The organism is Actinomycetota bacterium, assembly GCA_040754375.1.
Lineage (GTDB): Bacteria > Actinomycetota > Acidimicrobiia > Acidimicrobiales > AC-14 > JBFMCT01.
The window spans coordinates 52211-75754 of record JBFMCT010000003.1; the positions used below are offsets into that span (position 1 = coordinate 52211).

24 protein-coding genes are annotated in these 23544 nt (G+C 70.8%); 9 read left to right on the top strand and 15 right to left on the bottom strand.

Annotated elements, in window-relative coordinates; all coding sequences use genetic code 11:
- Positions 1 to 23 precede the first annotated feature (23 nt).
- The gene (locus AB1673_02235; protein MEW6152794.1) at positions 24 to 542 is read left to right on the top strand and encodes a J domain-containing protein; all 519 of its coding nucleotides are present in this window, start codon (positions 24 to 26) and stop codon (positions 540 to 542) included.
- Positions 543 to 810: 268 nt separating this feature from the next.
- On the opposite strand, the gene mdh is transcribed toward AB1673_02235, so the two are convergent.
- Complete coding sequence (mdh, locus tag AB1673_02240) at positions 811 to 1758, bottom strand: malate dehydrogenase (protein MEW6152795.1); 948 nt, start codon at positions 1756 to 1758, stop codon at positions 811 to 813.
- Positions 1755 to 2954 (bottom strand): NADP-dependent isocitrate dehydrogenase, encoded by a 1200-nt coding sequence (gene icd, locus AB1673_02245; protein ID MEW6152796.1) that lies wholly within the window; start codon positions 2952 to 2954, stop codon positions 1755 to 1757. Before icd ends, mdh begins: the two co-directional genes overlap by 4 nt.
- 726 nt (positions 2955 to 3680) lie before the next feature.
- Between icd and AB1673_02250 the strand changes: the two genes are divergently transcribed.
- From AB1673_02250 to AB1673_02260, 3 genes are all read left to right on the top strand, one after another.
- Positions 3681 to 4085 (top strand): hypothetical protein, encoded by a 405-nt coding sequence (locus tag AB1673_02250; protein MEW6152797.1) that lies wholly within the window; start codon positions 3681 to 3683, stop codon positions 4083 to 4085.
- Positions 4086 to 4652: 567 nt separating this feature from the next.
- On the top strand, positions 4653 to 4901 hold the full coding sequence (locus tag AB1673_02255) for an AbrB/MazE/SpoVT family DNA-binding domain-containing protein (protein ID MEW6152798.1): 249 nt from the start codon (positions 4653 to 4655) through the stop codon (positions 4899 to 4901).
- Positions 4885 to 5316: a PIN domain-containing protein gene (locus tag AB1673_02260; protein MEW6152799.1), complete on the top strand. Its 432-nt coding sequence runs from the start codon at positions 4885 to 4887 to the stop codon at positions 5314 to 5316. The genes AB1673_02255 and AB1673_02260 overlap by 17 nt, the downstream gene beginning before the upstream one ends.
- Positions 5317 to 5325: 9 nt before the next feature.
- Here AB1673_02260 and AB1673_02265 read toward each other — a convergent pair whose 3' ends face one another.
- Genes AB1673_02265 through purN form a run of 4 tightly spaced genes read right to left on the bottom strand, consistent with a single transcriptional unit; the run spans position 5326 to position 9144 of the window.
- Positions 5326 to 6189, bottom strand: a complete 864-nt coding sequence (locus tag AB1673_02265; protein ID MEW6152800.1) for a methylenetetrahydrofolate reductase — start codon at positions 6187 to 6189, stop codon at positions 5326 to 5328.
- Positions 6186 to 7058: a tetrahydrofolate dehydrogenase/cyclohydrolase catalytic domain-containing protein gene (locus tag AB1673_02270; GenBank protein MEW6152801.1), complete on the bottom strand. Its 873-nt coding sequence runs from the start codon at positions 7056 to 7058 to the stop codon at positions 6186 to 6188. Before AB1673_02270 ends, AB1673_02265 begins: the two co-directional genes overlap by 4 nt.
- Complete coding sequence (purH, locus tag AB1673_02275) at positions 7058 to 8581, bottom strand: bifunctional phosphoribosylaminoimidazolecarboxamide formyltransferase/IMP cyclohydrolase (protein ID MEW6152802.1); 1524 nt, start codon at positions 8579 to 8581, stop codon at positions 7058 to 7060. Before purH ends, AB1673_02270 begins: the two co-directional genes overlap by 1 nt.
- On the bottom strand, positions 8578 to 9144 hold the full coding sequence (gene purN / locus AB1673_02280; protein ID MEW6152803.1) for a phosphoribosylglycinamide formyltransferase: 567 nt from the start codon (positions 9142 to 9144) through the stop codon (positions 8578 to 8580). The genes purH and purN overlap by 4 nt, the downstream gene beginning before the upstream one ends.
- Before the next feature lie 105 nt (positions 9145 to 9249).
- On the opposite strand from purN, the gene AB1673_02285 reads away from it, so the two are divergent.
- Positions 9250 to 9693 (top strand): hypothetical protein, encoded by a 444-nt coding sequence (locus tag AB1673_02285; GenBank protein ID MEW6152804.1) that lies wholly within the window; start codon positions 9250 to 9252, stop codon positions 9691 to 9693.
- Between the two features lie 15 nt (positions 9694 to 9708).
- Here the strand turns inward: AB1673_02285 and sucD are convergent, their stop codons facing one another.
- The 3 genes from sucD to AB1673_02300 are packed head-to-tail and all read right to left on the bottom strand — an operon-like array spanning position 9709 to position 12217.
- Complete coding sequence (gene sucD / locus AB1673_02290; GenBank protein ID MEW6152805.1) at positions 9709 to 10593, bottom strand: succinate--CoA ligase subunit alpha; 885 nt, start codon at positions 10591 to 10593, stop codon at positions 9709 to 9711.
- A 1-nt stretch (position 10594) separates the two neighbouring features.
- Positions 10595 to 11761, bottom strand: a complete 1167-nt coding sequence (sucC, locus tag AB1673_02295) for an ADP-forming succinate--CoA ligase subunit beta (protein MEW6152806.1) — start codon at positions 11759 to 11761, stop codon at positions 10595 to 10597.
- 3 nt (positions 11762 to 11764) lie between these two features.
- The gene (locus AB1673_02300; GenBank protein MEW6152807.1) at positions 11765 to 12217 is read right to left on the bottom strand and encodes a cobalamin B12-binding domain-containing protein; all 453 of its coding nucleotides are present in this window, start codon (positions 12215 to 12217) and stop codon (positions 11765 to 11767) included.
- A gap of 17 nt (positions 12218 to 12234) precedes the next feature.
- On the opposite strand from AB1673_02300, the gene AB1673_02305 reads away from it, so the two are divergent.
- On the top strand, positions 12235 to 12762 hold the full coding sequence (locus AB1673_02305; protein MEW6152808.1) for a hypothetical protein: 528 nt from the start codon (positions 12235 to 12237) through the stop codon (positions 12760 to 12762).
- A gap of 7 nt (positions 12763 to 12769) precedes the next feature.
- Here AB1673_02305 and AB1673_02310 read toward each other — a convergent pair whose 3' ends face one another.
- Both AB1673_02310 and AB1673_02315 read right to left on the bottom strand, forming a co-directional pair.
- On the bottom strand, positions 12770 to 13414 hold the full coding sequence (locus AB1673_02310) for a hypothetical protein (protein MEW6152809.1): 645 nt from the start codon (positions 13412 to 13414) through the stop codon (positions 12770 to 12772).
- A gap of 23 nt (positions 13415 to 13437) precedes the next feature.
- On the bottom strand, positions 13438 to 15228 hold the full coding sequence (locus AB1673_02315; GenBank protein MEW6152810.1) for a hypothetical protein: 1791 nt from the start codon (positions 15226 to 15228) through the stop codon (positions 13438 to 13440).
- Positions 15229 to 15320: 92 nt separating this feature from the next.
- On the opposite strand from AB1673_02315, the gene AB1673_02320 reads away from it, so the two are divergent.
- The gene (locus tag AB1673_02320) at positions 15321 to 16085 is read left to right on the top strand and encodes a helix-turn-helix transcriptional regulator (protein MEW6152811.1); all 765 of its coding nucleotides are present in this window, start codon (positions 15321 to 15323) and stop codon (positions 16083 to 16085) included.
- A gap of 11 nt (positions 16086 to 16096) precedes the next feature.
- Here the strand turns inward: AB1673_02320 and AB1673_02325 are convergent, their stop codons facing one another.
- From AB1673_02325 to pcrA, 3 genes are all read right to left on the bottom strand, one after another.
- Positions 16097 to 17248 carry a right-handed parallel beta-helix repeat-containing protein gene (locus AB1673_02325; protein MEW6152812.1) on the bottom strand — a complete coding sequence of 384 codons (1152 nt, stop codon included), beginning with the start codon at positions 17246 to 17248 and terminating at the stop codon, positions 16097 to 16099.
- Positions 17249 to 17344: 96 nt separating this feature from the next.
- Positions 17345 to 18052, bottom strand: coding sequence for an MgtC/SapB family protein (locus AB1673_02330; protein MEW6152813.1), 708 nt, complete (start codon positions 18050 to 18052; stop codon positions 17345 to 17347).
- A 1-nt stretch (position 18053) separates the two neighbouring features.
- The gene (gene pcrA / locus AB1673_02335; protein MEW6152814.1) at positions 18054 to 20315 is read right to left on the bottom strand and encodes a DNA helicase PcrA; all 2262 of its coding nucleotides are present in this window, start codon (positions 20313 to 20315) and stop codon (positions 18054 to 18056) included.
- Positions 20316 to 20385: 70 nt separating this feature from the next.
- Here pcrA and AB1673_02340 point away from each other — a divergent pair, with 70 nt between their 5' ends.
- Positions 20386 to 20889, top strand: a complete 504-nt coding sequence (locus tag AB1673_02340) for a sigma factor-like helix-turn-helix DNA-binding protein (GenBank protein ID MEW6152815.1) — start codon at positions 20386 to 20388, stop codon at positions 20887 to 20889.
- Positions 20882 to 21997, top strand: a complete 1116-nt coding sequence (locus AB1673_02345) for a hypothetical protein (GenBank protein MEW6152816.1) — start codon at positions 20882 to 20884, stop codon at positions 21995 to 21997. Before AB1673_02340 ends, AB1673_02345 begins: the two co-directional genes overlap by 8 nt.
- Before the next feature lie 77 nt (positions 21998 to 22074).
- On the opposite strand, the gene AB1673_02350 is transcribed toward AB1673_02345, so the two are convergent.
- The gene (locus AB1673_02350; protein MEW6152817.1) at positions 22075 to 23544 is read right to left on the bottom strand and encodes a beta-propeller fold lactonase family protein; all 1470 of its coding nucleotides are present in this window, start codon (positions 23542 to 23544) and stop codon (positions 22075 to 22077) included.

The following is a 23544-nucleotide window of genomic DNA, read 5'->3' on the forward strand; positions in this document are numbered from 1 at the left end:
GGTATGGGCCATCATGGTCGGCGATGCGGACCCACTACGAAAAGCTGGGCGTGGCTCCCCACGCCAGCCATGACGAGGTCCGCCGGGCCTACCGCCGCCTGGCCCAGCGCCACCACCCGGACGCCAACCCCGGGGCCGAGCCCGAGGCCCGGGCCCAGATGGCGGCCATCAACGCCGCCTGGGCCGTGCTCGGGGACCCCGACAAGCGCCGGGCCTACGACCGGGCCATCGGCACGACCCCCCGCCCGCAGTACTGGTCACCGGACGGGGACGGCGGCGAGGGCGACGGCGACTGGTCCGACCCGCTGGCCCACCTGCACGAGGACGACGTCCCCGCCCGCAAGTCACGGCCGTCCGATGTCCTGATCGGGATACCCGTGCTGCTGTTCGTGGTCGTGCTGGCCATGTTCAGCTTCAGCCTCATGTCCCAGTCCGAGGGCCTGCGCACGGCCTCGCTCATGATGGCCCCGGTCACCCTGGGATCGTTCGTGGCCGCCCCGCTGTTCATGATGCTGCGCTCGCGGGGCCGCGACGACCGCTGAGGACGCCTCCCAACCCCCAGCACGTGGCTTCCATCGACAGGGCCCGGGTGGACGGCTACCGGCGGGCGCCTCAGGGTGGGGCGACTTCGACCGTGACGAGTGGGGGGACCCGGGAGGGATGGTCACCGCGCTGAGCGTCGAGATGATGCGTGCCCAGGCCGCCGAGGAAGCCCAAGGCGGTGAACGACCGTGGTGAGATGAGACGAACGTCTGCTGCTTGGACCACCCAGAGTGGGGACGGCGCCTGGTGCTCGTCCTCACCCGTGGTTCAGCCGGCCAGCGCGACGGCCTCCTGCTGCTTGGCCCGCACGGCCTCGGCGGCCGCCCGCAGGGCGGCCAGCTCGTCGTCGGCCAGGTCGAGCTCGACGACCTTGGAGACCCCCGACGGCCCGAGCACGACGGGCACCCCGAGGTACACGCCGGAGATGCCGTACTGGCCGTCGAGCCATGCGCTGACCGGGAGCATCTCGCCCTCGCCTGTCACCACGGCCCGCACCATGGCCTCGGCGGCCGCGGCCGGCGCGAAGTAGGCCGAACCGGTCTTGAGCAACCCGACGACCTCGGCCCCGCCGTCGCGGGTGCGGGCCACGGCCGCGTCGATGGCGGCTGCGTCGAGCACGTCGGCCAGCCGCTTGCCCCCCACCCAGGCCAGCGACGGCACGGGCACCATCGTGTCGCCGTGGGACCCCAGGGTCATGGCCTTCACCTCGGCCGGCTCCACCCCGGCGGCCTCGGCCAGGAAGTGGCGGAACCGGGCGGTGTCGAGCACCCCGGCCTGGCCCATCACCTGGCCACGGGGCAGGCCGGACACCTCAGCGGCCAGGGCGGTCATCTCGTCGAGGGGGTTGGTCACCACGATGATCACCGCCTCGGGGGCCACCTCCACCAGCCGGCGGGTGACCTCGGCCACGATCCCGGCGTTGGTCTCCAGCAGGTCGGAACGGCTCATGCCCGGCTTGCGGGGGACCCCGGCCGTGATGACGGCCACGTCGGAGCCGGCCGCCTCCTCGTAGCGGTTGGTACCGACGACCCGGGTGCGGAACCCGGTGATGGGCCGGGCCTGCATGAGGTCGAGGGCCAAGCCCTGGGGCCGTCCCTCGACCACGTCGGTGAGCACGACCTCGGAGGCATACCCGGCCTCGGCCACCCGCTGGGCCAGGGTCGAGCCGTAGAAGCCCGCCCCCACGACCGTCACCTTCACCGCCCCGGCGCTCACAGGCGCTCGATGATGGCCGCCGCCAGCTCCGACGTGCGGACCTCGGTCGCCCCCTGGGTGAGGCGTGCGAAGTCGTAGGTCACTATCCCGTCGCCGATGGTGGCTTCCAGCGCCCGCACGATCTCGTCGGCCGCCTGCTGCCAGCCCATGTGCTCGAGCATCAGCACCCCCGACAGCAAGAGCGACCCGGGGTTGACCTTGTCCTGGCCGGCGTAGCGGGGCGCCGTGCCGTGGGTCGCCTCGAAGACGCCGTGGCCCGTCACGTAGTTGATGTTCCCCCCCGGGGCGATGCCGATCCCCCCGACCTGGGCGGCCAACGCGTCGGACGCGTAGTCCCCGTTGAGGTTCGTGGTGGCGATCACGTCGAACTCGTCGGGCCTGGTCAGCACCTGCTGGAGGAAGATGTCGGCGATGGTGTCCTTCACCAGGACCCGGTCGCCGGGCTGGCCCCCGCAGTCGTCCCACGAGACGGCCTGGCCCGCGAACTCCTCGGCCGCCACTTCGTAGCCCCAGCGGCGGAACGCCCCTTCGGTGAACTTCTGGATGTTGCCCTTGTGGACCAGGGTCACCGACTTTCGGCCCCGGTCGACCGCATAGTTCAGCGCGGCCCTGACGAGGCGCTTCGACCCGGTGACCGAGATCGGCTTGAGCCCGATCCCCGAGTCCTCCCGCACCTGCCAGCCGAGCTCGTCGCGCACGAACTCGATCAGCCGCCGGGCCTCGGGCGTGCCCTGCTCGACCTCCATCCCGGCGTACACGTCCTCGGTGTTCTCCCGGAAGATCACCATGTCGACCTTCTCGGGGTGGAGCACGGGCGAGGGCACGCCCTTGAACCACCGCACTGGGCGCAGGCACACGTAGAGGTCGAGGAGCTGGCGCAGGGCCACGTTGAGCGAGCGGATCCCGCCCCCCACCGGGGTCGTCAGAGGCCCCTTGATCCCCACGACGTGCTCGCGAAAAGCCGTCACCGTCGCCTCGGGAAGCCAGTCGCCGGTCTCATCGAAGGCCTGCTGGCCGGCCAGCACGGGCATCCACGCGATCTGCTTGCCGTGGCGGGCCACGGCCGCGTCGATTACCGCCTGGGTGGCCGGCCAGATGTCGACCCCGATCCCGTCGCCCCGGATGTAGGGGACGATGGGCTCGTCGGGCACGCTCAGCCGGCCGTCACCATCGACCGTGATCTTCTCAGGAGCCATCCCGGCAGGTTAGTGAGACCCCCGGGGGCCCATCCCCCGGATGCCGGCGCAGACCATGGTCCACCGCACGAACGGACTCGGTCCAGGGGACGACCAGCTCACTAACCAACTAAACAATTATTGGATTGGTTGACGGGCCCATCTCGCGCTGATATCCTCTGACCCAGTAAGTTCTCTTATGGGCGGTTCTCTGATGGGCGGTTCTGTGTGAAGGGTTGGCGCCCGCTCCCTCCCGCCCATTTCGATCGGTCGGATATCGCCGTAGCAGCACATCGGCGTGTCAGCCGGGCTGTTCTCCTCGCAGTCACGCTGATTGCACTCGGTGTCTGTTCAATCTTGGTACATCGCTCTATCGGCGGGGGGCTGACTCTGGCGGCACAGGATGGGCGTTCCGCTCCTTCAGCGGGAGCTGCTGATCGATTGGGATGCGGGTCCGAACTGCCGGTGACCATCGCAGTCCCGTCCGGCTTCTCGGGTCCACTCATCGGACCTAGTCCGGATGGATCACGTGAGCCGGCAGATTCGCAACTCGTGATCAACTGGATCTCAACTACCGGCAGCATGGAAGCCAGGTGGCCCGCGGATCCCGGTACGCCCACTCTCCCGGCCTCACAATCCACTCGTGCAATATCTCGGGCCTCAGTTCCTGAATCACTTCCTGGAAGGTCCATGGCTCAGGTGATCATTTCACTTGACGAGCTACGCACGTCCTGTCGTAACCTCCAAGTGAACCTTTTCGACACCAGCCCTGAGCGTCTCGCGCGGTTGCTCGGCCAGATCGAGCGTAGACCGTTGGAGAGCGGCATCGCCTTGGTCATGGCATCGGAGCACCGCGAGGAGCCGCCTCCCGTCGCGCTTTGCACGACCCCGCCTGGAGTTGCGCCGCCTCCGAACCTCTCAGGCCGGCCATCTGATCCTCCGGTGTACTCATCACCTCAGGAGGCTCTGCACTCCTTCCTTGAGGACAGACAACACCTTCTTCGGTTCGGCTACACGGAGATCCATCTCCCGGACAGGTCCATCGTCTACGGCGTCACGGCTCCGTCATCACCACGCTTCGTCACTGTTATCCGGGTAGTTGAGGAGGCCGATCGGTGGGCCGTCGCGGAGTGGGAGGCCAGTGGGTGTTGAGCACATCAACCTGCCATAAGAAGCTACCCCAAAGGCGGTTCGCGAAGACTTCAGCGTTTGCCGTAGCGATGCTGTTTGCAGCATGTCTCCATACTGCTAGGCTCCCCTCGGCCGAAGCTACCTGTCACTATTCGGTCGGCCCGCTCACCGTCCACTCCGTGTACTTCGGCACGACGGTCGCCACTGAGTCGGTGTGGTATAGCGGAACATGTGACTGGGATAACTTCTATGCAGGTGGCATCTATGATCCCGTGACTGACGGAAGTTGTGCCTACGTCTGGTACTACGACTCCGGGTACTCGGCGACGCAGGGTTACTCTTGCACGACGAATGGTTGGTCGTACTACTCCTACACCGATGTGAACAGTAACTACTACGTCAATTTTGACCTAGGAACCACTTATCACTACGACTGCTGCTACACAAATGAGGGCTTCTGATGACATGAAGGAGCGCACCCGGTCCCGCCACAGACCCCTGGTGGGTGCGCACCAACCGGCCGAGCACCGCCGGTGATGAGCTTCGTTCGCATCATGGTGCATCACCTTTAGTGGTATTCTGGTTGCCATGATGGTATCGATTGATCGGGCTGGCCGGGTGGTCATCCCCAAGTCGGTGCGAGACCGGCTCGCCCTGGACGCGGGAACGGAGCTGGAGCTCCAGGTGGAGGGCGAGACGATCCGCATCGAGCGTCGATCAGGGGGCGGTAGGGCGCTGGAGTGGGTGGAGGGACGCCCGGTGTTCCGACGGTTGCCCGGCCAGCAACCCCTCACCGATGCCGACGTGCAGGGCCTGCGCGATGCCGACCAGCGCTGAGGCCGGGGCGGGATGGGCTGTCGACACCAGCGTCGCCGTCGCCTACCTGGACGAGGCGCATGCGGCCCACGAGGACTGCGTCCGAGCGGTCGCCCGCCGGTCGCCGGTCCTGGCCGGCCATGCCGCTTTCGAGTGCTATTCAGTCCTTACGCGATTGCCCGGCTCGGCTCAGGTCAGCGGGCTGGATGCAGCCCGGGCCCTCAACGCTGCCTTCGGTGAGCCCTGCTGGCTCGCAGCCGAGGAGCAGGCCGAGCTGCTCGGGGCCCTGGCCACACGAGGCGTGCGGGGCGGCTCCACCTACGACGCTCTCGTCGGCGAGGCCGCTCGACGCCGAGGGCGCACGCTCCTCACCCGCGACCGGCGGGCGGCGCGCACCTACGACTTGCTCGGGGCGGCGCATGAGTTCGTCGAGTGACGTGCCGGTTCAGCCGGGCGTGAGGCCCAAGTTGGCGTAGATCTCTCGGGTCGCGGTGGATCGGTTGAGCGTGTAGAAGTGAAGGCCGGGGGCACCGGTGTCGAGCAGGTCGCGGCACAGCTCGGTGGCCATGACAATGCCCTCGGCCCGCACCGCCTCGGGGTCGTCCCCGGCCGACTCCAGGCGGGCCACCACCTCGGGTGGCACTTCGGAGCCCGAGAGCTGGGCCATGCGCTGGACGGCCTTGAGGTTGGTGATGGGCATGATGCCGGGCAGGACGGGCTTGCGCACGCCCCGCTGGGCCAGGTCGTCGACCAGCCCGGCGTAGTCGTCGAGGCGGAAGAACAGCTGGGTGATGGCGAAGTCGGCCGCCTCCAGCTTCTCGGCCAGGCGGTCACGGTCGAAGGCCCGGTCGCCGCCCGAGGCCGGGTGCAGCTCGGGATGGGCGGCCACCCCGATGGAGAAGCCCCCGATGGCCCGGGCCAGCTCGACCAGCTCGATGGCGTGCTTGAGCTCGCCTACGCCCGGTTCGCTGTCGGGGGGCGGGTCGCCGCCCAGGGCCAGCACGTTCTCCAGTCCCGCCTTGCGGAAGTTCACCAGGATCTCGGCCAGGTCGAGCCGGGTGTGGACCACACAGGTCAGGTGGGCCATGGGAGTCAGCGTGGTGGTGCGCAGCATGCCCGCCACCAGGTCGTGGGTGCGCTGGCGCGACGCGGCCCCGCCCCGGTAGGTGACCGACACGAACGACGGGTCGAGGGGCTCCAGGTCGCGCAGGGTCCTCACCAGGACGGCCTGCTCCTCGTCGTTGCGGGGGGGGAAGAACTCGAACGAGTACGTCCTGCCCGCCATCAGCAGGTCGGCGATGCGAGTCATCGGCGCACTCCCGTGGCCGCCCGGGCCTCGGCCAGCTCGACGGCGTTGCGCAACAACATGGCACGCGTCATCGGCCCCACACCGCCCACCCGGGGCGTGATCCATCCGGCCACATCAGCCACGGCATCCTCCACGTCGCTCAGCACCTTGCGCCCGTCCATGGTCACGCCCGCCCCCACGACCGCCGCCCCTGGTTTCACCCAGTCGCGCTTGACCAGGCCGGGCGAGCCGGCCGCGGCCACCAGGATGTCGGCCTGGCGGGTGTAATAGGCCAGGTCTGCCACCCCCGTGTGCACGACCGTGACCGCCGCGTTGGCGTGGGGCCGCTTCAGGGCCAGCAGGTTGGCCAGGGGGCGGCCGATGGTCAACCCCCGCCCGATGATCACCACGTGGCGGCCCTCGATGGGCACGCCATGGCGCACCAGCAGCTCGCAGATCCCGGCCGGGGTGCACGGGACCGTGCCCTGGGCACCCTGCACGAGCTTGCCCAGGTTGACGGGGTGGAGCCCGTCGACGTCCTTGGCCGGGTCGACGGCCAGCAGGGTGGCCTGCTCGTCGAGGTGGCGGGGCAGGGGCGTCTGCACGAGGAACCCGTCGACGGCCGGGTCGGCGTTGTAGCGGTCGATCACCTCGGCCAGTTGCTCGGCCGGGGCGTCGGCCGCCAAGTGCTCACCGAAAGAGGCGATGCCCACCTCGGCGCAGTCCTGGTGCTTGAGGCGGACGTAGGCCGCGCTGGCCTGGTTGTCGCCCACCAGGACGGTGCCCAGCCCGGGCCTGACGCCGACCTCGACCAGCGCGGCCACTCGGGCTGCCAGCTCGGAGCGGATCGCGGCGGCCACGGCCGAACCGTCGAGCAGCTCGGCCCCCATCAGTGGCGGAACTGGCGCTCGCCCGTGAACACCAGGGCGATGCCGTGCTCGTCGGCCGCGGCGATGACCTCGGCGTCGCGGACGCTCCCACCCGGCTCGATAACGGCCGCCACCCCGGCCGCGGCCACGGCGTCGAGGCCGTCGCGGAAGGGGAAGAAGGCGTCGCTGGCGCACGCCCCGCCCTTGGCCCGGCCGGCCGCCTTGCGCACGGCTATCTCACCGGGGTCGACCCGGTTCTGCTGGCCGGCCCCGATGCCCACGGCCATGCCGTCGGCCGCCAGCACGATGGCGTTGGACTTCACGTGGGCACACACCCGCCACGCCAGTTCGAGGTCGACCCATTGGTCGGGGGTCGGCCGGGCCTTGGACACGACCTGCCAGGCGTCGCGGCCGGCCCCGAACCGGTAGGGCTGTTGCACCAACCAGCCGTCGCCCACCGGGCGCAGGTGGAGGCCCTCGGCCGGCGGGGCGGGCGCAGCCAGCAGGCGGGTGTTCTTGCGCTTGGCCGCCAGCAGGGCGACGGCCCCGTCCGACCACTGGGGGGCGATCACCACGTCGGCCTTGGGGTTGGCCGCCATCTCGGCCGCCAGCTCCTCGTCGACCGCCCGGGTCAGGGCCACGATCCCGCCGAAAGCCGACATGGGGTCGCACTCGAAGGCCCGCTCGTAAGCCACGGCGACGGCATCGGCCACCGCCACCCCGCACGGGTTGGCGTGCTTGATGATGGTCGCCACCGGGCGGTCGCCCAAGCCGGCGGCCAGGTCGTGGGCCAACCGCCAGGCGGCGTCGGCGTCGACGACGTTCAGGTAGGACAGCTCCATCCCCCCGAGCTGGCGGACCGACGACCAGAAGTCGTCGGGCCTCCCCATGGCCCGGTAACGGGCCCCGGCCTGGTGGGGGTTCTCGCCGTAGCGCAGCTCGCCGGCCCGCTCCAGGGCTAGGTGCAGGGTGGGCGGCAGCGGTTCCTCGTGGGTGGGGGCGGGCGTGAGCCACGTGGCGATGGCCGCGTCGTAGGCCGCCGTATGTGCAAAGGCGGCCCGGGCCAGGCGCCGGCGGGTGGCCGCCGGCAAGGCCCCGGCGGCCCGCAGTTCGTCGAGGACTGGCCCGTAGTCGGCGGGGTCGACCACCACGGCCACGTGGGCGTGGTTCTTGGCCGCGGCCCGGACCATCGTGGGTCCACCCACGTCGATGGTCTCGATCCCGGGCCGAGCCACGAACGGGTACAGGTTGCATACGACCAAGTCGATGGCCCCGATCCCGTGGGCCTCCAGGTCGGCCAGGTGGGACGGCTTGGAACGGTCGGCCAGGATGCCGCCGGCGATGGCCGGGTGGAGGGTCTTCACCCGGCCATCGAGCATCTCGGGGCTGCCCGTGACGTCCTCCACGGCGGTAACGGGCAGGCCCGCGTCGACCAGCGCGGAGGCCGTGCCACCGCTGGCCACCAACTCCCAACCGAGGTCGTGAAGCCCGCGGGCCAGGTCGTCGAGCCCGGTCTTGTCCCACACCGACAGCAGCGCCCTCACCGAGCCTCCTCCATGTCCTCGACGAACCGCCTGATGGTCTCGGGGTACAGCCGGTGCTCGACCACCTTGATGCGCTCGTGCAGGGTCTCGACGGTATCGCCGGGCATGACGGCCACCGCCTCCTGGGCCAGTATCGGCCCCGAGTCGACGTCGACGGTGGCCACGTGCACGGTCACCCCCGTCACCTTGACACCGGCGGCCAGGGCCTCCTCCACGGCGTGCCAGCCCGGGAAGGCGGGCAGTAGGGCGGGGTGGGTGTTGAGCACCCGCCCGGGCCAGGCGTCGTGGACCTGCTTGGACAGGATCGTGCCGAAGCCGGCCATCACCACCACGTCGACGTCATGGGCCTCCAGAGCCTCCACCACCCGCTCGGTATAGGAGTCACGGTCGAACCCCGGGCCGAAGCTGTCGCGCCGCACGACCACGCTGGGCAGGCCGTGGGCGGCGGCCACCTCGGTGGAACGGCAGGGCCGGTCGACGACCACCACGACCACCGGCAGCCCGGCGGCGAGGATCGCCTCCAGGTTGGTGCCGCTGCCTGATGCCAGTACCCCGATCCTCACGGTCGTGAAGGCACCGTACCAGTGCGGCGGCGCAGGACAGGGCCGCTTTCCCGTTCGGCTCCGACGTGCTCTACTGATGCCCGCGACCTGGGACTTGGGGGGAACGTGGACCTGAGCAAACTCACCAAGGGCGAGAAGATCGTCCTCGCCACCGGGGTGCTCCTGGTCCTCGACCTGCTGTTCCTGCCCTGGCACAGGGTCGAGCTCGGCCCGGTCCTGGGCGTCAACCTCCCCTCTATCGACATCAAAGCGGTGGAGGCGCCCAACGGCGGCTACGCGGTGATCGCCGTGATCCTGTCCCTGGTGATGGCCGCCCAGATCGTGGCGGCCAAGTTCACGGCAGCCAAGCTGCCCACGCCCCCCGTGCCGTGGCCCCAGGTCCACCTCTACGCCGGCTTCGCGGTCGCCGGCTTGGTCGTGCTCAAGCTCCTGGTCGAGACCACCGCTCTCGGCCCCGGCGCCTGGCTGGGCGTCCTGCTGGCCGGCGGCGTGGCCTACGGCGGCTTCACCATCAGCAAGGAACCGAGGACGTCTCCAGGCGTCGTATGACCTCGGTCGGCGGGCTTACCCGGAACCGAGCACCTCGGCCATGCGCCGGCCCAGGTCGGACGGGCTGGCGACCACGTGGGCGCCGGCCTGGCGCAGAGCCTCGACCTTGGGGGCTGCCCCACCCGACCCGCCCGACACGATGGCGCCGGCGTGGCCCATGCGCCGGCCCGGTGGGGCGGTGAGACCGGCCACGTAGGCCACGACCGGCTTGCTCATCGACTCGGAGATGAAGCGGGCGGCCCGCTCCTCTTCGTCCCCGCCGATCTCGCCGATGAGGATGACGGCCTCGGTCTCGGGGTCGTCCTCGAACGCTTCCAGGCAGTCGACGAACCGGGTGCCGGGGAACGGGTCACCCCCGATGCCCACGCACGTCGTCTGGCCGATGCCCTGGCGGGTCAGCTCCTGGAGGGCCTGGTAGGTGAGCGTGCCCGAGCGCGACACGATGCCCACCGGCCCCCCGGCGGTGGCGATCTCGCCCGGTGTGATGCCCAGGTTGGCCCGGCCCGGCGAGATCACGCCCGGGCAGTTGGGCCCGACGAGGCGGGTGGCGGGCAACTCGGTGGCCAGGCGATCGACCAGCCGTAGCTCGTCGTGGAGGGGGATGCCCTCGGTTATGCACACCACCAGCCCGATCCCCGCCTCGGCCGCTTCCAGCACGGCCGCGGCCGCCATGCGGGCGGGCACGAAGACGAGCGAAGCCGAGGCGCCGGTCTCGGTCACCGCTTCGGACACCCGGTCGAAGACGGGGATGCCCTCGACGTCGGTCCCGCCCTTGCCGGGGGTGACCCCGGCCACGACCTGGGTGCCGTAGTCGCGGTTGCGCAGGCCGTGAAAGCGGCCTTGGCTGCCGGTCAGCCCCTGGACGACGACCTTGGTGTGCTCGTCGACGAAGATGCTCATGTCATCGACCACCACCGGCCTGGCTTGCACCGGCCGCCAGTTCGACGGCTGCCTGGGCGGCGTCGAGCATCGTGGGACGGGAGACGAGCCGGGGCGACTCGTGACCAGCCAGCAGGGCCCGGCCCTCCTCGGCGTTGGTGCCGTCCAAACGGACGACGATGGGGCTGCGCAGCTCGACCCGGTCCAGGGCGTCGATGATCCCCCGGGCCACCTCGTCGCAGCGGGTGATCCCGCCGAAGATGTTGACCAGCACGGCCTGCACCCGGTCGTCGCTGTCGACCACCTCCAGGGCGGCGGCGATCACGTCGGCGCTGGCACCGCCGCCCACGTCGAGGAAGTTGGCGGCCGACCCCCCCACCTGGTCGACGACGTCGAGGGTGCTCAGCACCAGGCCGGCCCCGTTGCCGATCACCCCCACCGTGCCGTCGAGGCCCACGTAGTTGAGCCCCCGCTCCCGGGCCCGCCGCTCGCGCTCGTCGTGCCACTCGGCGGTGGCCCAGCCGTCCCACTCGGGGTGGCGGAAGCGGGCGCTGCCATCCAGGGTGACCTTGGCGTCGAGCGCCACCAGACGGCGGTCGGCGGTCACGGCCAGGGGGTTGACCTCGACCAGCTCGGCGTCGCCCTCGGTCAACGCCCCGAACAAGGCCACCAGCATGTCGGCCGCCTGGTCCCCGACATCAGCCGCCAGCCCGGCGGCGTCGACGATCGCCTGGGCGTGGTCCCGGCTCAGCCCCGTCGAAGCGCTCACCCGCTCACGCACGATCGCTTCGGGCTCCGCGGCCGCCACCTCCTCGATGTCGACCCCCCCTCGGGCCGACAGCAGCACCAAGTAGCAGCGATTGCCACGGTCGACGGTCAGCGAGGCGTAGTACTCCTCGGCGGGCACCGTCCCCCGCTCGACCCAGACCCGGTGGACGGTGTGACCCTTGATGTCCATGCCCAATATGGACCCGGCGTGGGTCGCCAGCTCGTCGGGGTCGTGGGCCACCTTGATCCCCCCTGCCTTGCCGCGGCCCCCGGTGCGGACCTGGGCCTTGACGGCCACCGGGTAACCCAGGCGGGCCGCCTTGGCCAACGCCTCCTCCACGGTATCGGCCACCCCGCCCGAGGGGACCTCGACGCCGTGGCGAGCCAGGAACTGCTTGCCCTGGTACTCGAACAGGTCCATGAGTCAGCCCGCTCCGCCGGGCGGCGATGCCCGTTCCGACAGGCGGTCGTGGCCGTCCTCGGCGGCGTCGAGGGCCTCCTCCAACCACTGGCAGATGGTGGCCAGGCTGGTGCCCGGAGTGAAGATGGCGGCCACCCCCATGGCCTCCAGGGCCTTCACGTCGGCTGCCGGGATGATGCCGCCCCCGAACACGACCACGTCGGCCGCCCCGCCCTGGCGCAGGAGATCGAGCACCCGCGGGAACAGGGTCATGTGGGCACCCGAGAGCAGGGACAGGCCGACGGCGTCGGCGTCCTCCTGGATGACCGTGGCCGCCACCTGCTCGGGAGTCTGGTGGAGGCCCGTGTAGATGACCTCGAACCCGCCGTCGCGCAGGGCCCGGGCCACCACCTTGGCCCCCCGGTCGTGGCCGTCGAGGCCCGGCTTGGCGACCACGACCCGGTAGCGACGCTTCACACGCGCATACTAGGCGGGTGACCTCTCGGCCCCCCCAGTCGCCCCGCCGGCCCCCCAAGACGACCACGGTCGTCCTGATGGGCATCGGGGGGGTCGTGGCCGGGGTGCTCATCTTCCTGGTGGTGCTCGCCATCGCCGGTCCCAAGTCGACCGAGCAATCGGAGTCGGCCCGGTTCAAGGTGGGGCCTGCCGAACGGCTGGCCCCCACGGTGGAACGCGACGGGCCTCTCCTGTTCCAGGACCTGCTCGGCCGCCAGCGCGACGTCTACGTACAGCGGGTGGCCGACGACGACTGGCGGGCCTTCGAGGCCCGCCCTCCGGGGGCTCCCAGGAGCTGCGTCCTGGAGTGGCAGCGGCAGTCCGCCACGTTCGTCGACCCGTGCTCGGGGGCGACGTTCCCGGCCGACGGCCAAGGGCTGGTGTCGTTCCCCACCGAGATCGACGACAACGGCGTGGTGGTGGTCAACCTCCTGGCCCCCGTCGACCCGACCACGACCACGACCACCACCACGACAACGCCGACCCCTTCCGAGGGGCCCGGCTGACCAGGGTTCAGCGCGGGCCGGGGCGGCGGACCCGCGCGGCCCACTGCCACACCCGGCTGAGCTGGCGGATCGACGGCGCCTCCCACTCCATCGGCCGGTTGCCGGTGGTGATGTTCACGGGTTCGATGCCGGCCGCTTTGGCCATCGCCCGGCGGTGACGCAGCCAGCGCCGCGACCGCGGGTCGGGCCGCACCGGCGACTCGGGGCCCAGCACGCCGGCCAGCCCTTCGGACTCCACGTACTCGATCAGCCGCTCCACGTCGGCCCGGGCGATGCCCAGCGAGGGAAGCTCGCCCGGCGGGGGGACTTGCCGGCGCCAGTTCTCCGGGTGCAGGAGCACGTCGACCAGGGTGCCCACCGAGTCGATCTCGTTGCGGCTGAAGAACAGGTCGGCCTCGGCCTTGGCCATGCGGTGGCGCAGCCCGTCGTGCAGCGAGTGGCCGGTCACGACGACGATCAGGGGCCGCCTGGCGGCCGCCGCAGTTGACTCCCGGACGCGCCTCACGACAGCCACCCCGGGGAACTGGTCGCCTGAGCGCCTCTCGTCGGCGGCGTCCACGACCGCCACGTCGACGGCCGGCCACCCAGCCCACGCAATTGCCTCACCGTGCCCGATGGCCGCCACCATCTCGATCCCGGGTACACCCTCCAACGCCTTGACGAGCCCCAGCCGGGTCAGCTCGTTGTCGTCGACGATGACAACGCGACGAAGTCGGGCTCCTGGTCCAGTGATCTCAGCCGTAGGTCCACCTCCTCCAGCCGGGTTTCGACATGCTCGGCCAGACGGCCGTCGAGCTCGTGGCGCACCTGGTCGAGCTGGCGGTGGGCGTCGTCGCGGGCCTCTCGGACCAGGTCGGCCACCGACCGGCGACCGTCGCCGAACGCCTCCTCGATCGCCACCCGGTCGTCGCTGCGTGACTGCCGCTCGTAACGCTCGGTGGCCTCAGCAAGCAACGTGCTCATGCGCCGGCACGCCGGGAACACGCCGACGAACGACAGCATGACGGCCGCGAAAGGGCGCAACTGAGCGGGGCCGGGGCTCAAGAACATGGCTGCCGCGCCGCTCCCGGCGAAGCCCGCCAGCAGGAGGCCCAGACCGGCAGGGCCGAGCCGGTACCAGTAGAAGCCCCCGAGATATGCCAGCAGCAACATTCCGGTGTTGACGTAGACCGGTAGACCGTCGTCGGTCCAGGCCGCCGTGGCCGACAGGGAACCCACGACCGTGATGGCGACGCAGACCACTACCGCCACTCCCAGCACAGCCGGGCGACCACCCCGCCCCCGTCGTACCAGCAGCCGGTGGGCAGCCCAGCTCCCGAGGACGCAGAGCCCGGCCAGGGCGACCACCACCGCGAGAGGCGGGAAACCACCTCCTTGAGAGTTGAGGGTGAGGCACTGGGCGGCGATGAACAGGAAGGTGGCGGGACCGGGGTCGACGACCCGGGACCGGGCCGCGGGGTCGGCCGGAACGGTGACTACCTGAGGACCGAAGTGGATCACCAGTGGGGCACCGGGGAGGCGGGAGGCGCCGTGGGGGGCCTCGACCCGGGCACGTACGCAGCCCCGCAAGCCTGAACGATCGAGGTAGTCGGCGATCCAATCGGCCTGGAACGAGGTGACCAGCGTCGTGCCCGCACCCTCCTCGAGGCTCAGCTCGACCCGGCTCTGCAGGTCGGGGTGGAGGTTGTAGCGCCGCTCCCACTCCATCAGGGCGACCTGGAGGTACACCGCCTGGGCCTTGGTCGTCTCACCCAGCTCGGCCTTCCAACCCGACGCCAGCCGGGACAGCGCCGACCCCGCAGGCGGCCGGCCCAGGGCGGGGACCACACCCTCGATGGAGTCCACCACCGAACTGGCCCCCATCGCCACCGCGTTCTGGCCGGCCACGAACGCCCGGCGCACCTCTGCCGCCCTCCGCTCGGCTCGTTCCTCCTCGGCCTCCCGGTAGAGCCGCCGGCAGTAGGTCTCGCCGACCACGCCTACCCACACGCCCAGGACCAACCACAGGAAGGTGAACGGCAGCACCGGCAGATCGGCCACCAAGCGCACGGGCACGACAACTGCCATCAGCGCCGCCGGTATCGCCAGTGCCCGAGGGCCCAGGCGGATGCCGCCTTCGGTGGCGAGGGGCACGGCCGTCAGCAGGGCCCCTTCGTACAACCCGCTGGGCGGCAGTGGAGACAGGCTCCAGAAGGCGACGTCGATCGAGTCCATGACGAGCCGCCAGCCCAGGCCGAACCGGTCTGACCGCCGGAGGACCTGCCAGACGATCAGGTCGAGGATGACGAACACCGGCAGTGCCCAATGCCAGATGCCTGCCCCTGCGGTCGCCGGGCCCGATGGGTTCACGAGCAGGTTGGCCCGGTGGCACAGCCGCCAGCCGATGTGGATGGTCGCCCGCGCGTCGAGCAGGGCGCGAGTGGAGAACACGTCCCAGCGCTCGCCGCCCTTCAGCCGCCGTTGCACGCCGGAAGTATGCCAAGGGCGCGCGGTTCTCGCTCTCGAACCGGCGCGGCCTGCCGGCTCATACTGCCGACGTGGGGGAGGAACTGGCGCGGGTGCTCAAATCCAGGCGCCTGGAACTTGGGGTTCGCCAGGCGGCCATGGCACGACGGGTGGGCATCAGCGCCAGTTACCTCTCCCGTCTCGAAGGGGCAGCTTGGCTGCGGGGCGGGCCGTGGCCGTCCGACGGCGTGCTGCGAGCCCTGGCCCGAGCACTACAACTCAGTTCGTCGCGCCTGATCGACCTGCGCGACACGGCGCGCGGCAGTAGCGACACGACCCGCGGCGAGGGCGTACAGAGAACGGCGGCCGAGCCTTATCGGGTCGCAATTGGCAACGACGCCGCCTACCGGATGGCCCGCCGGACGCTGCAGAACACCGGGCCGGGAACCTTCCTGCGGGCTGCCGACGTGGCGGCCACCGACGCCACGCCATCGCCACCCGACGATCACGCCGCCAGCCCCTGGTCAGCCATCGGGGCGAAGCTGGCTCGCGACCCGGGCGCGGTCCTCCACCGGGCCGTCTTCGCTGGCCCCGCCCGCCTGGACACAGTTCACCGGAGGACCGACGTGCTGGCCGGGGGCCGCCAGCCAGAAGAGGTCGGCAACCTCGTCACCCGGTTCTGCACGCGCAACCCGGTGTCGCTGGAACTGTTCATAACCGAGGGCGAGGCCTTCGTCGGCCTGCCGGACCTCGCCGGTGGTCACCTCCGGGCCGCCATCGTCATCGACGACCCCGATCTGGTGGCCGCCCTGCGGGCCTGGTTCGACGAGACCATCTGGGAGCCGGCCCGCACCCAAGGCCGGCTCCCGGCCGAGTAGTCAGGGCGCGGTCAGCACGCGACGTTGGCGGTGCACTGGCCGAACCCGTTGCCGAAGGCCCTGTTCCCACCGAGGTCAGTGGCACCGGCGGTGGCGAAGATGCCCCACTGCCCGTTGCTGTAGGCGATGTTGCGCCTCAACGAAGTCGACGACGACGAGACCCTGATCCCGTCGAAAGAGTTGAGGCTGGTCACGTTGTCCTCGAGCCTCGTGGCCGTGGGACCGCTCTCGACGAAGACGCCGAACTGGCTGTCCTGGACGCGGTTGGCCGAGACCACTGTCCCCGAGGCGGTCGTCCTGACGAGCACGCCCTGGTTGACCATGCTGACCCGGTTGCCGTTCACCGTCGTGCCCGTGCTGGCGTTGACAGTGACCCCGGCCCCCGAGGTCCCGCCGCCGTCGATGGTGTTCGACCGGACCAGGGTGTCCGACCCGTTGATGATCGAGATGGCCGACGAAGGGGACAGGGACGCGAACCCGTCGACCCGGTTGCTCAGCACCTGGTTGCCCGAGAACGGGCCGAACGTGCTGGGCGTGGGCCCGAGAGCGATGGCCGAGCGCCCCACCCCGTTGAAGGTGTTGGAGCTGATCACGTTGTTGTGCCCGAAGAAGAAGATGCTGCTGCCTTCTCCGCCGCTGAAGGTGTTGAAGCTGACCTGGTGGCCACTCCCGGCCATCTGGATGCCACTGAAGCGGGTCGTGCCCGTGATGTCGTTGCCGATGATCCGCACGTTGGTCGGGCTGGTGTCCGTGCCGAAGACGCCGATGCCCATGGCGGTCCGCTCGACGGTGATCCCCGACAGGAAGGCGCCCGAGCCTTGGACCCCGATGCCGACGTTGAACCCCCGGACGGTGCCGTTGCGGACGGTGACGTTCGCCCGGTTGAAGCCGATCGCCACACCCTGGTTGCCGGGCGTCCCGGGGGCGTCAGGAGCGATCGTGCCGCTAATCGTGTGACCACCGAGGTTGAGCGTGACCCCCGAAGCACCGATGTGCAACCCGTCACCCGCCGGGCAGTGCAGGTCTGAGGTCAGTGTCGTGCTCTTGGTTATGACCGAGCCGCACGCCACGTTCGCGCCGGCAGGCGACACCGCCACCAACGCCGTACCCGCTGCGGCCATCAATGCCGCCGCGACCGCCCTGCCGGACCGTGTGTTGATCATGAAGTCCCCCCCCGCCGCCCGCCTTGGGCCGCGCCGTGTTCTCATCACACCACGGACGAGCCGTTGCCTCCAGGAAAGGTTGAGGAAAGCAATGTGTCAGCCGAGGTTGACCTCGGCGACGTCGTCGCGGACGGCCAGGGCCTCGATGACCGTGTTCAGGTCGGTGCCGGGCGGGCCGACCAGATCGGCCTGCACGACCGCCCCCTCCCGGCGGTTGTCGACCGAGAGGTCCTGGAGCTTCAGGTCGTCGAGGACCATGAGGTCGTGGAGCACACCAGCGGGGTTGGACCCCTCGCGAAGGGTGACGACCAGCGTGCCTCGGGCCCGGGAGAACTTACGCAGGATCAGGTCGCGGGGGGCGCGCAGCCCGAGCAGGCTGAGCAGCAGAGCGGCGGTGGCGATGGTGGCCGCCACCAGGCTGCCGACGCCCGCGGACAGCCCCACGGCGGCCGTGACCCACAGGCTGGCGGCCGTGGTCAGGCCCCGGACGCTGGCCCCGTGCTTGAGGATGGCCCCCCCGCCCAGGAACCCGATCCCGACCACGACCTGCGACGCCACCCGGGTGAGGTCGACCTGGTAGTTGCTGTCGGCCCGAGGCTGGATGTAGGCGTCGAAGCCGTGGACCGATATCACCCCGAACAGGGCCGCCCCCAGGGCCACGGCGATGTGGGTGCGCAGCCCGGCGTCCTGGTGGGCCAGCTCCCGCTCGGCCCCGATCAGCCCGCCCAGCCCGACAGCCGCCGCCAGCCGGCCGGCCACCTCCAGGTCGCTGACCGCCGGCTGGACCAAGCCGAGAAGGTCCACCTCAGGCCCGCTTCAGCGGAGCCCAGGCCAGCAGGAACCGCTTCTCGCCCACGCTCGGGAACCGCACCACGGCCTCTGCCTTGTCTCCCTCTCCGATGATCTCCAGGATTACCCCCTCCCCGAACTTGCCATGCACGACGTCCTCCCCGACCCGCAGCCCGAGCTGCTCCCCGCCCGTGGTGCGCACGGGCGGGGGCGATGCGCGCCGGCCCGCGCCGCCGCCCATGGCCGATTCGACGATCCGGTCGCGGCCCCCTCCAGGGCGGCCGTAGTCGCGGCCCCGGTCGGCCCACCCGCCCGACGTCGACCGCCGGCGGCCACCGCCGGCCAGGGCCAGCAGGTGATCGGGGATCTCCTTCAGGAACCGGCTCTCGGGGTTGTAGTTGGTCTGGCCGAAGAGCTGGCGGCTCCAGGCGTTGGTCAGGGCCAGCCGTTTGCGGGCCCGGGTGATGCCCACGTAACAAAGCCGGCGCTCCTCCTCCAGCTCGGCCGGTTCGGTGAGCGAGCGGGAGTGGGGGAACACGCCGTCCTCCATGCCGATCATGAACACGGCCGGGAACTCGAGGCCCTTGGCCGTGTGCAGGGTCATGAGCACGACCATCGAGTCGTCGTCGGTGAGCTGGTCGCTGTCCGCCACCAGGCTCACACGTTCCAGGAACCCGGCCACGGTGGCATCCTCGCCGGCCTCGGCGGCCGCCTGCTCGTACTCGGTCGCCCCCCCGACCAGCTCAGCCAGGTTCTCCAAACGGCCGTGGCTCTCGATGGTGTCGGCCGCCTCGAGCTCGGCCGCGTAGCCGCTGCGGGCCAGCAGGGTCTCCAGCAGCGAGGCCGGGCCGCCGTCGTGGGCCCGCAGCTCGTCGAGCAGGTTGACGAGCTGGCGGATGCCCCCGAGCGCCTTGCCCGACACGCCCGCCGACTCGGCCTTGAGCAGCGAGTCGGCGAACGTGGCCCCCTGGGCCGCGGCCCACGCTTCCAACCGGCCCACGCTGGTGTCGCCGATCCCCCGCTTGGGCACGTTGAGGACCCGCCGCAGCGAGACCTCGTCGGACGGGTTGGTCAGCACCCGCAGGTAAGCGAGGGCGTCCTTGATCTCCTTGCGGTCGTAGAAGCGGGTGCCGCCGATCACCCGGTAGGGGATGCCGACCCGCACCAGGTGTTCCTCCAGTACCCGGCTCTGGGCGTTGGTGCGGTAGAAGACGGCCATCTCGCCCCACCGCATGGGCTCGCCCTCATGGAGGCGGAACATCTCCTGGGCCACCCATGCGGCCTCGTCGTGCTCGTCCTCGGCGTGGTAGCGCTGGATCAGCTCGCCCCCGACCTGTTCGGTCCACAGGGCCTTGGGCTTGCGCAGCAGGTTGTTGGCGATCACCGAGTTGGCGGCGTCGAGGATGGTCTGGGTGGAGCGGTAGTTCTGCTCCAGGACGATCAGGGTGGCGTCGGGGAACTTGTCCTCGAACTCCAAGATATTGCGGATGTCGGCGCCCCGGAACTTGTAGACCGACTGGTCGCTGTCGCCCACCACGCAGATGTTGCGGTGGGTGCGGGCCAGTTGGACGACGATCTCGTTCTGGGCCTGGTTGGTGTCCTGGTACTCGTCGACGAGGATGTGGCGGAAGCGCTCCTGGTAGGTGGCCAGCACGTCGGGGTGGCGGCGGAACAGCTCGACGGTCACGACCAGCAGATCGTCGAAGTCCATGGCGTTGGCGTCGCGCAGGCGCTTCTGGTACTCCCGGTAGACGTCGGCGATGCGGCGCTCGAAGATGGTCCGGGCCCGGTCGTGGTAGGCGTCGACCCCGACCACCTCGTTCTTGGCCGCGCTGATCGTGCCGTGCACCGACCGGGGCGGGAACTTCTTGGGGTCGAGGTTGAGGTCGCGCAGCACGTAAGCGGTCAGGCGTTCGGCGTCGGCCTGGTCGTAGATGGTGAACTGAGACGTGTAGCCGAGGGCGTGGGCGTCGCGCCGCAGGATGCGCACGCACGCCGCGTGGAAGGTCGAGACCCACATGCGCTGGGCCACCGGGCCGATCAGGCGCCCGACCCGGTGCTTCATCTCGTCGGCCGCCTTGTTGGTGAACGTGATGGCCAGCACCTCGAAAGGCGACACCCCCTCGTGGCGGACCAGCCAGGCGATCCGGTTGGTGAGCACCCGGGTCTTGCCTGACCCGGCCCCGGCCACCACCAGGAGCGGACCGCCGGGGTGGGTGACGGCCTCCCGCTGGACCGGGTTGAGGTGGGCCAGCAGGTCGGCTTGGGCGTCGGGCATCGGCCTTCAGGCTACCGGCGGGCCACACTTGTCCCTGAGGACCCAAGGAAACGGTCAGGTCGTGACTCATATGGGCATCGACACCAACTTCGAGACCTGGTACCGCACCGAACACCCCCGGTTGCTGGCCGCCCTGGCCGTCGTGGCCGGGGACGTGGAGGTGGCGCGCGACCTCACCGCCGAGGCCTTCGCCCGCGCCCTCGAGCGCTGGGACAGGGTGTCGGCGATGAGCTCGCCCGGAGGTTGGACCTACCGGGTCGCCCTCAACCTCCTCCGCCGCCGGGCCCGGCGGGCCACCCTCGAACGCCGCCTGCTGCTGCGCCTGGCCCCTGCCCCCGGCCCGGTCGCCCTGCCGGCGCCGGCCATCGAGGTCTGGGAAGCCGTGACCGCCCTGCCCCCCCGCATGCGCACCGCCCTCGCCCTGCGTTACCTCGGCGGGCTCACCGAGGCCGAGGTGGGCGACGCCATGGGCATCACCCCGGGCACGGTGGCCAGCACCCTCCACGACGCCCGCCGCCGCCTGGCGGTGCTGCTTGCCCCCGCCTCTGCCACCCAGGAGGTTTCCCATGGCTGACCACGAAGTCGACAACCCTCTGGCTGTCCTGGCCGACCGGCCCCTAGCCCCACCCCCGCCCCTGGCCGAGATCGAGGGGCGGGCTTCTCACCGCCGGCGGCGCCGCTGGGCCACCCGCAGCGGCGGCGCCCTCGTGGCCGTCGTCGCCCTGGTCGCCGGCATAGTCACCCTCGCCCCCGACAGCGAGCAGACCGTCCACACCGCCGGGCCGGCGGCCGCCGGCGACGCCGCCCTTTCCGGGCCGTCGGGCATCTTCGGCAACCGCGCATCAGGTGAGGAGACCGTCGTCCACGAACTCGAGGCCGGAGGCCGGCGCTGGCAAGTCGTCGCCGTCGCTCGGGACCAGAGCGCCCTCTGCCTCGCAGTGAGCTCGGACGACGGCCACGGCCGGGGAACCTGCTGGGATGTCGGTGCCGTGCCCTTGCAGGCGTCCGTGACGGTCGTCCCCGACGGCCCGGCGTTCGTCACCGGGCTGGCTAGCGTCGAGGTCGAGTCTGTCGAACTGCGATCGGCTCCCGGCCGCAACCTGCTCATACCATTCGGGCCCGAGTTCCCTGGCGGCTTCGTGGCCATCGTCGTACCCGAGGGCCTCTCCACGGTGGAGCTGCGGGCCTCGACCGGCGACCGCCCGGCCTTCACGGTGACCCTCGACGTGCCCGACCCGGCGATGGCAGCACCGCCGTCCACGGTGGCCCGGGAGGTCCCGCCCGCGCCGCCCACCACGCCAGCCGTCCCGCCGACCACGGTTGCACCCCCGCCGACGACCGCCCCGCCCGTCACGTCCCCACCGGTGACGATCGCCCCTGCGCCCGGGGCGAAGCGGGTCACGGTCGACCCCGACGCGGTCCAGCTCAACCCCATGCCGTTCACCGAAGCCGGGCCCATCGGGCCCCAGACGGTGGCCGTGCGCTACTGGGCCGGGGTCGAACCGTGCACGCTGCTCGGCCGGGTCGACGTGGTCGAGACGGCCACCACGGTGACCATCACCGTGTGGGTCGGGGGCACGACCCAGCTCATCGCCTGCACCGCCCAGGCCGTCTATTACGAGACCCTCGTCGAGCTGTCGGCCCCCCTCGGCAACCGCACGATCGTCGACGGGGCGGCCTGAGGCAGCCCGACAGACCGGCCCCCGCAACAGAGCGCCCCCGTCGCTGGGGGCGCTCTGTTGCGTGACGCCATTGAGGCTCAGCAGGTGACCTGCTGGTCGCCGGGGTGGCCGCCGGCGTCGCAGTCGTCGGCCCCGTCGCCACCGACGAGGCGGTCGGCACCGAACCCTCCGAGCAACACGTCGTCGTCGACGCCGCCGTTGAGGTCGTCGTCGCCGGCCCCGCCCGAGAGCACGTCGTTGCCGGCGCCCCCCGACAGCCTGTCGTTGCCCGTCCCCCCGCACAGGATGTCGTCGCCGTCGCCACCTGACAGGTCGTCGTCACCGCCGAAGCCGAAGATGACGTCGTTACCGCCCATGCCGGCGATCCTGTCCGCGCCGGGTGTCCCGTAGATCACGTCGTCGCCGGGGGTGCCGACTGTCACCACCCCGGGCTGGGCGGCGATGTGATTGCCGGGCAGGGTGCCGAACGGCGGCGGGTAGGCACAGATCGAGCCGGGCCCGCCGATGAGGCCGGGCGTGAAGGCGATCCCCTGGGGCGTGTCCTCGGTGGCGTAGGTGGCGATGACCGTATTGGTCGTCACGTCGATCACCGAGACGGTGTTGGAGTTGAGGTTGCTGACCCACACCTGGCTGCCGTCGGGGGTGGTGGCCGCGTTCTGGGGCGTGCTGCCGACGGCGACGGTGGCCACGACCTGTCCGGTGGTGGTGTCGACCACCGACACGTCGTCCGACCCGGTGTTGGCGGTGTACAGCGTCGACCCGTCAGCGGTGATGGCCAGGCCGGCCGGCGCCGAGCCGACGACGAAGAAGTCGGCCACCGTGTCGGTGGTGGTGTCGATGACGGTCACCACGTCGTTGGTCAGGTTGGCCGTGTAGACCCGGCTCCCGTCGGGGGACATGAGGATCTCGGCCGGCGTCAGCCCGACGAAGGGGATCACGGCCAGCGGCTGGAGGGTGGCGGCGTCGATCACCGAGACGTTCTCGGAGGACTGGTTCAGCACGTAGATCTTGGTGCCGTCGGGAGTGACGGCCACCCCCACCGGGCTCAGGCCGACGGGCACGGTGGCGAGCACCGTGTTGGACGCCGTGTCGATCACCGACAGGCTGTCGTCGCCCGAGCTCGGCACGTAGACCGTCGTTCCGTCGGGGTGGGCCTCGACCGCGAACGGGCCGTCGCCGACGGCGACCGTGGCTATGACCGTGTTGGTCGTGGTGTCGATCACCGACACGGTGTTGCCCAGGTCGTTGGCCACGTAGGCCCTCAGGCCGTCGGGGGTCACGGCCACGTCACGGGGACCAGCTCCCACGGGTATCGAACTGATCGCGTTGCCGTCGCCGTCCATGACCAGAACCGTGTCACTCCAGAAGTTGGCGACGTAGGCGAGCGAGGCAGCCGCCCGGGCCGGGCTCACGGCCATGGCGATGGCCAGCAACGAGCTGACCATCGAGGCCAGCACGGCCACCGCGAGGGCACGCAAGCCCCGGTAGCCAGGGGCCCGGTGGCCAGCCGTCCGGTGGGGACGGGGGGCGGCGGGCTGGACGTTCAT

Excerpts from the sequence above, each read along its gene's own strand:
- AB1673_02235 (MEW6152794.1), top strand. The coding sequence starts at position 24 with ATGCGGACCCACTACGAAAAGCTGGGCGTGGCTCCCCACGCCAGCCAT.
- icd (MEW6152796.1), bottom strand. The coding sequence starts at position 2,954 with ATGGCTCCTGAGAAGATCACGGTCGATGGTGACGGCCGGCTGAGCGTG.
- AB1673_02255 (MEW6152798.1), top strand. The coding sequence starts at position 4,653 with ATGATGGTATCGATTGATCGGGCTGGCCGGGTGGTCATCCCCAAGTCG.
- AB1673_02260 (MEW6152799.1), top strand. The coding sequence starts at position 4,885 with ATGCCGACCAGCGCTGAGGCCGGGGCGGGATGGGCTGTCGACACCAGC.
- AB1673_02265 (MEW6152800.1), bottom strand. The coding sequence starts at position 6,189 with ATGACTCGCATCGCCGACCTGCTGATGGCGGGCAGGACGTACTCGTTC.
- AB1673_02270 (MEW6152801.1), bottom strand. The coding sequence starts at position 7,058 with ATGGGGGCCGAGCTGCTCGACGGTTCGGCCGTGGCCGCCGCGATCCGC.
- sucD (MEW6152805.1), bottom strand. The coding sequence starts at position 10,593 with ATGAGCATCTTCGTCGACGAGCACACCAAGGTCGTCGTCCAGGGGCTG.
- sucC (MEW6152806.1), bottom strand. The coding sequence starts at position 11,761 with ATGGACCTGTTCGAGTACCAGGGCAAGCAGTTCCTGGCTCGCCACGGC.
- AB1673_02325 (MEW6152812.1), bottom strand. The coding sequence starts at position 17,248 with ATGATCAACACACGGTCCGGCAGGGCGGTCGCGGCGGCATTGATGGCC.
- pcrA (MEW6152814.1), bottom strand. The coding sequence starts at position 20,315 with ATGCCCGACGCCCAAGCCGACCTGCTGGCCCACCTCAACCCGGTCCAG.
- AB1673_02340 (MEW6152815.1), top strand. The coding sequence starts at position 20,386 with ATGGGCATCGACACCAACTTCGAGACCTGGTACCGCACCGAACACCCC.
- AB1673_02345 (MEW6152816.1), top strand. The coding sequence starts at position 20,882 with ATGGCTGACCACGAAGTCGACAACCCTCTGGCTGTCCTGGCCGACCGG.
- AB1673_02350 (MEW6152817.1), bottom strand. The coding sequence starts at position 23,544 with ATGAACGTCCAGCCCGCCGCCCCCCGTCCCCACCGGACGGCTGGCCAC.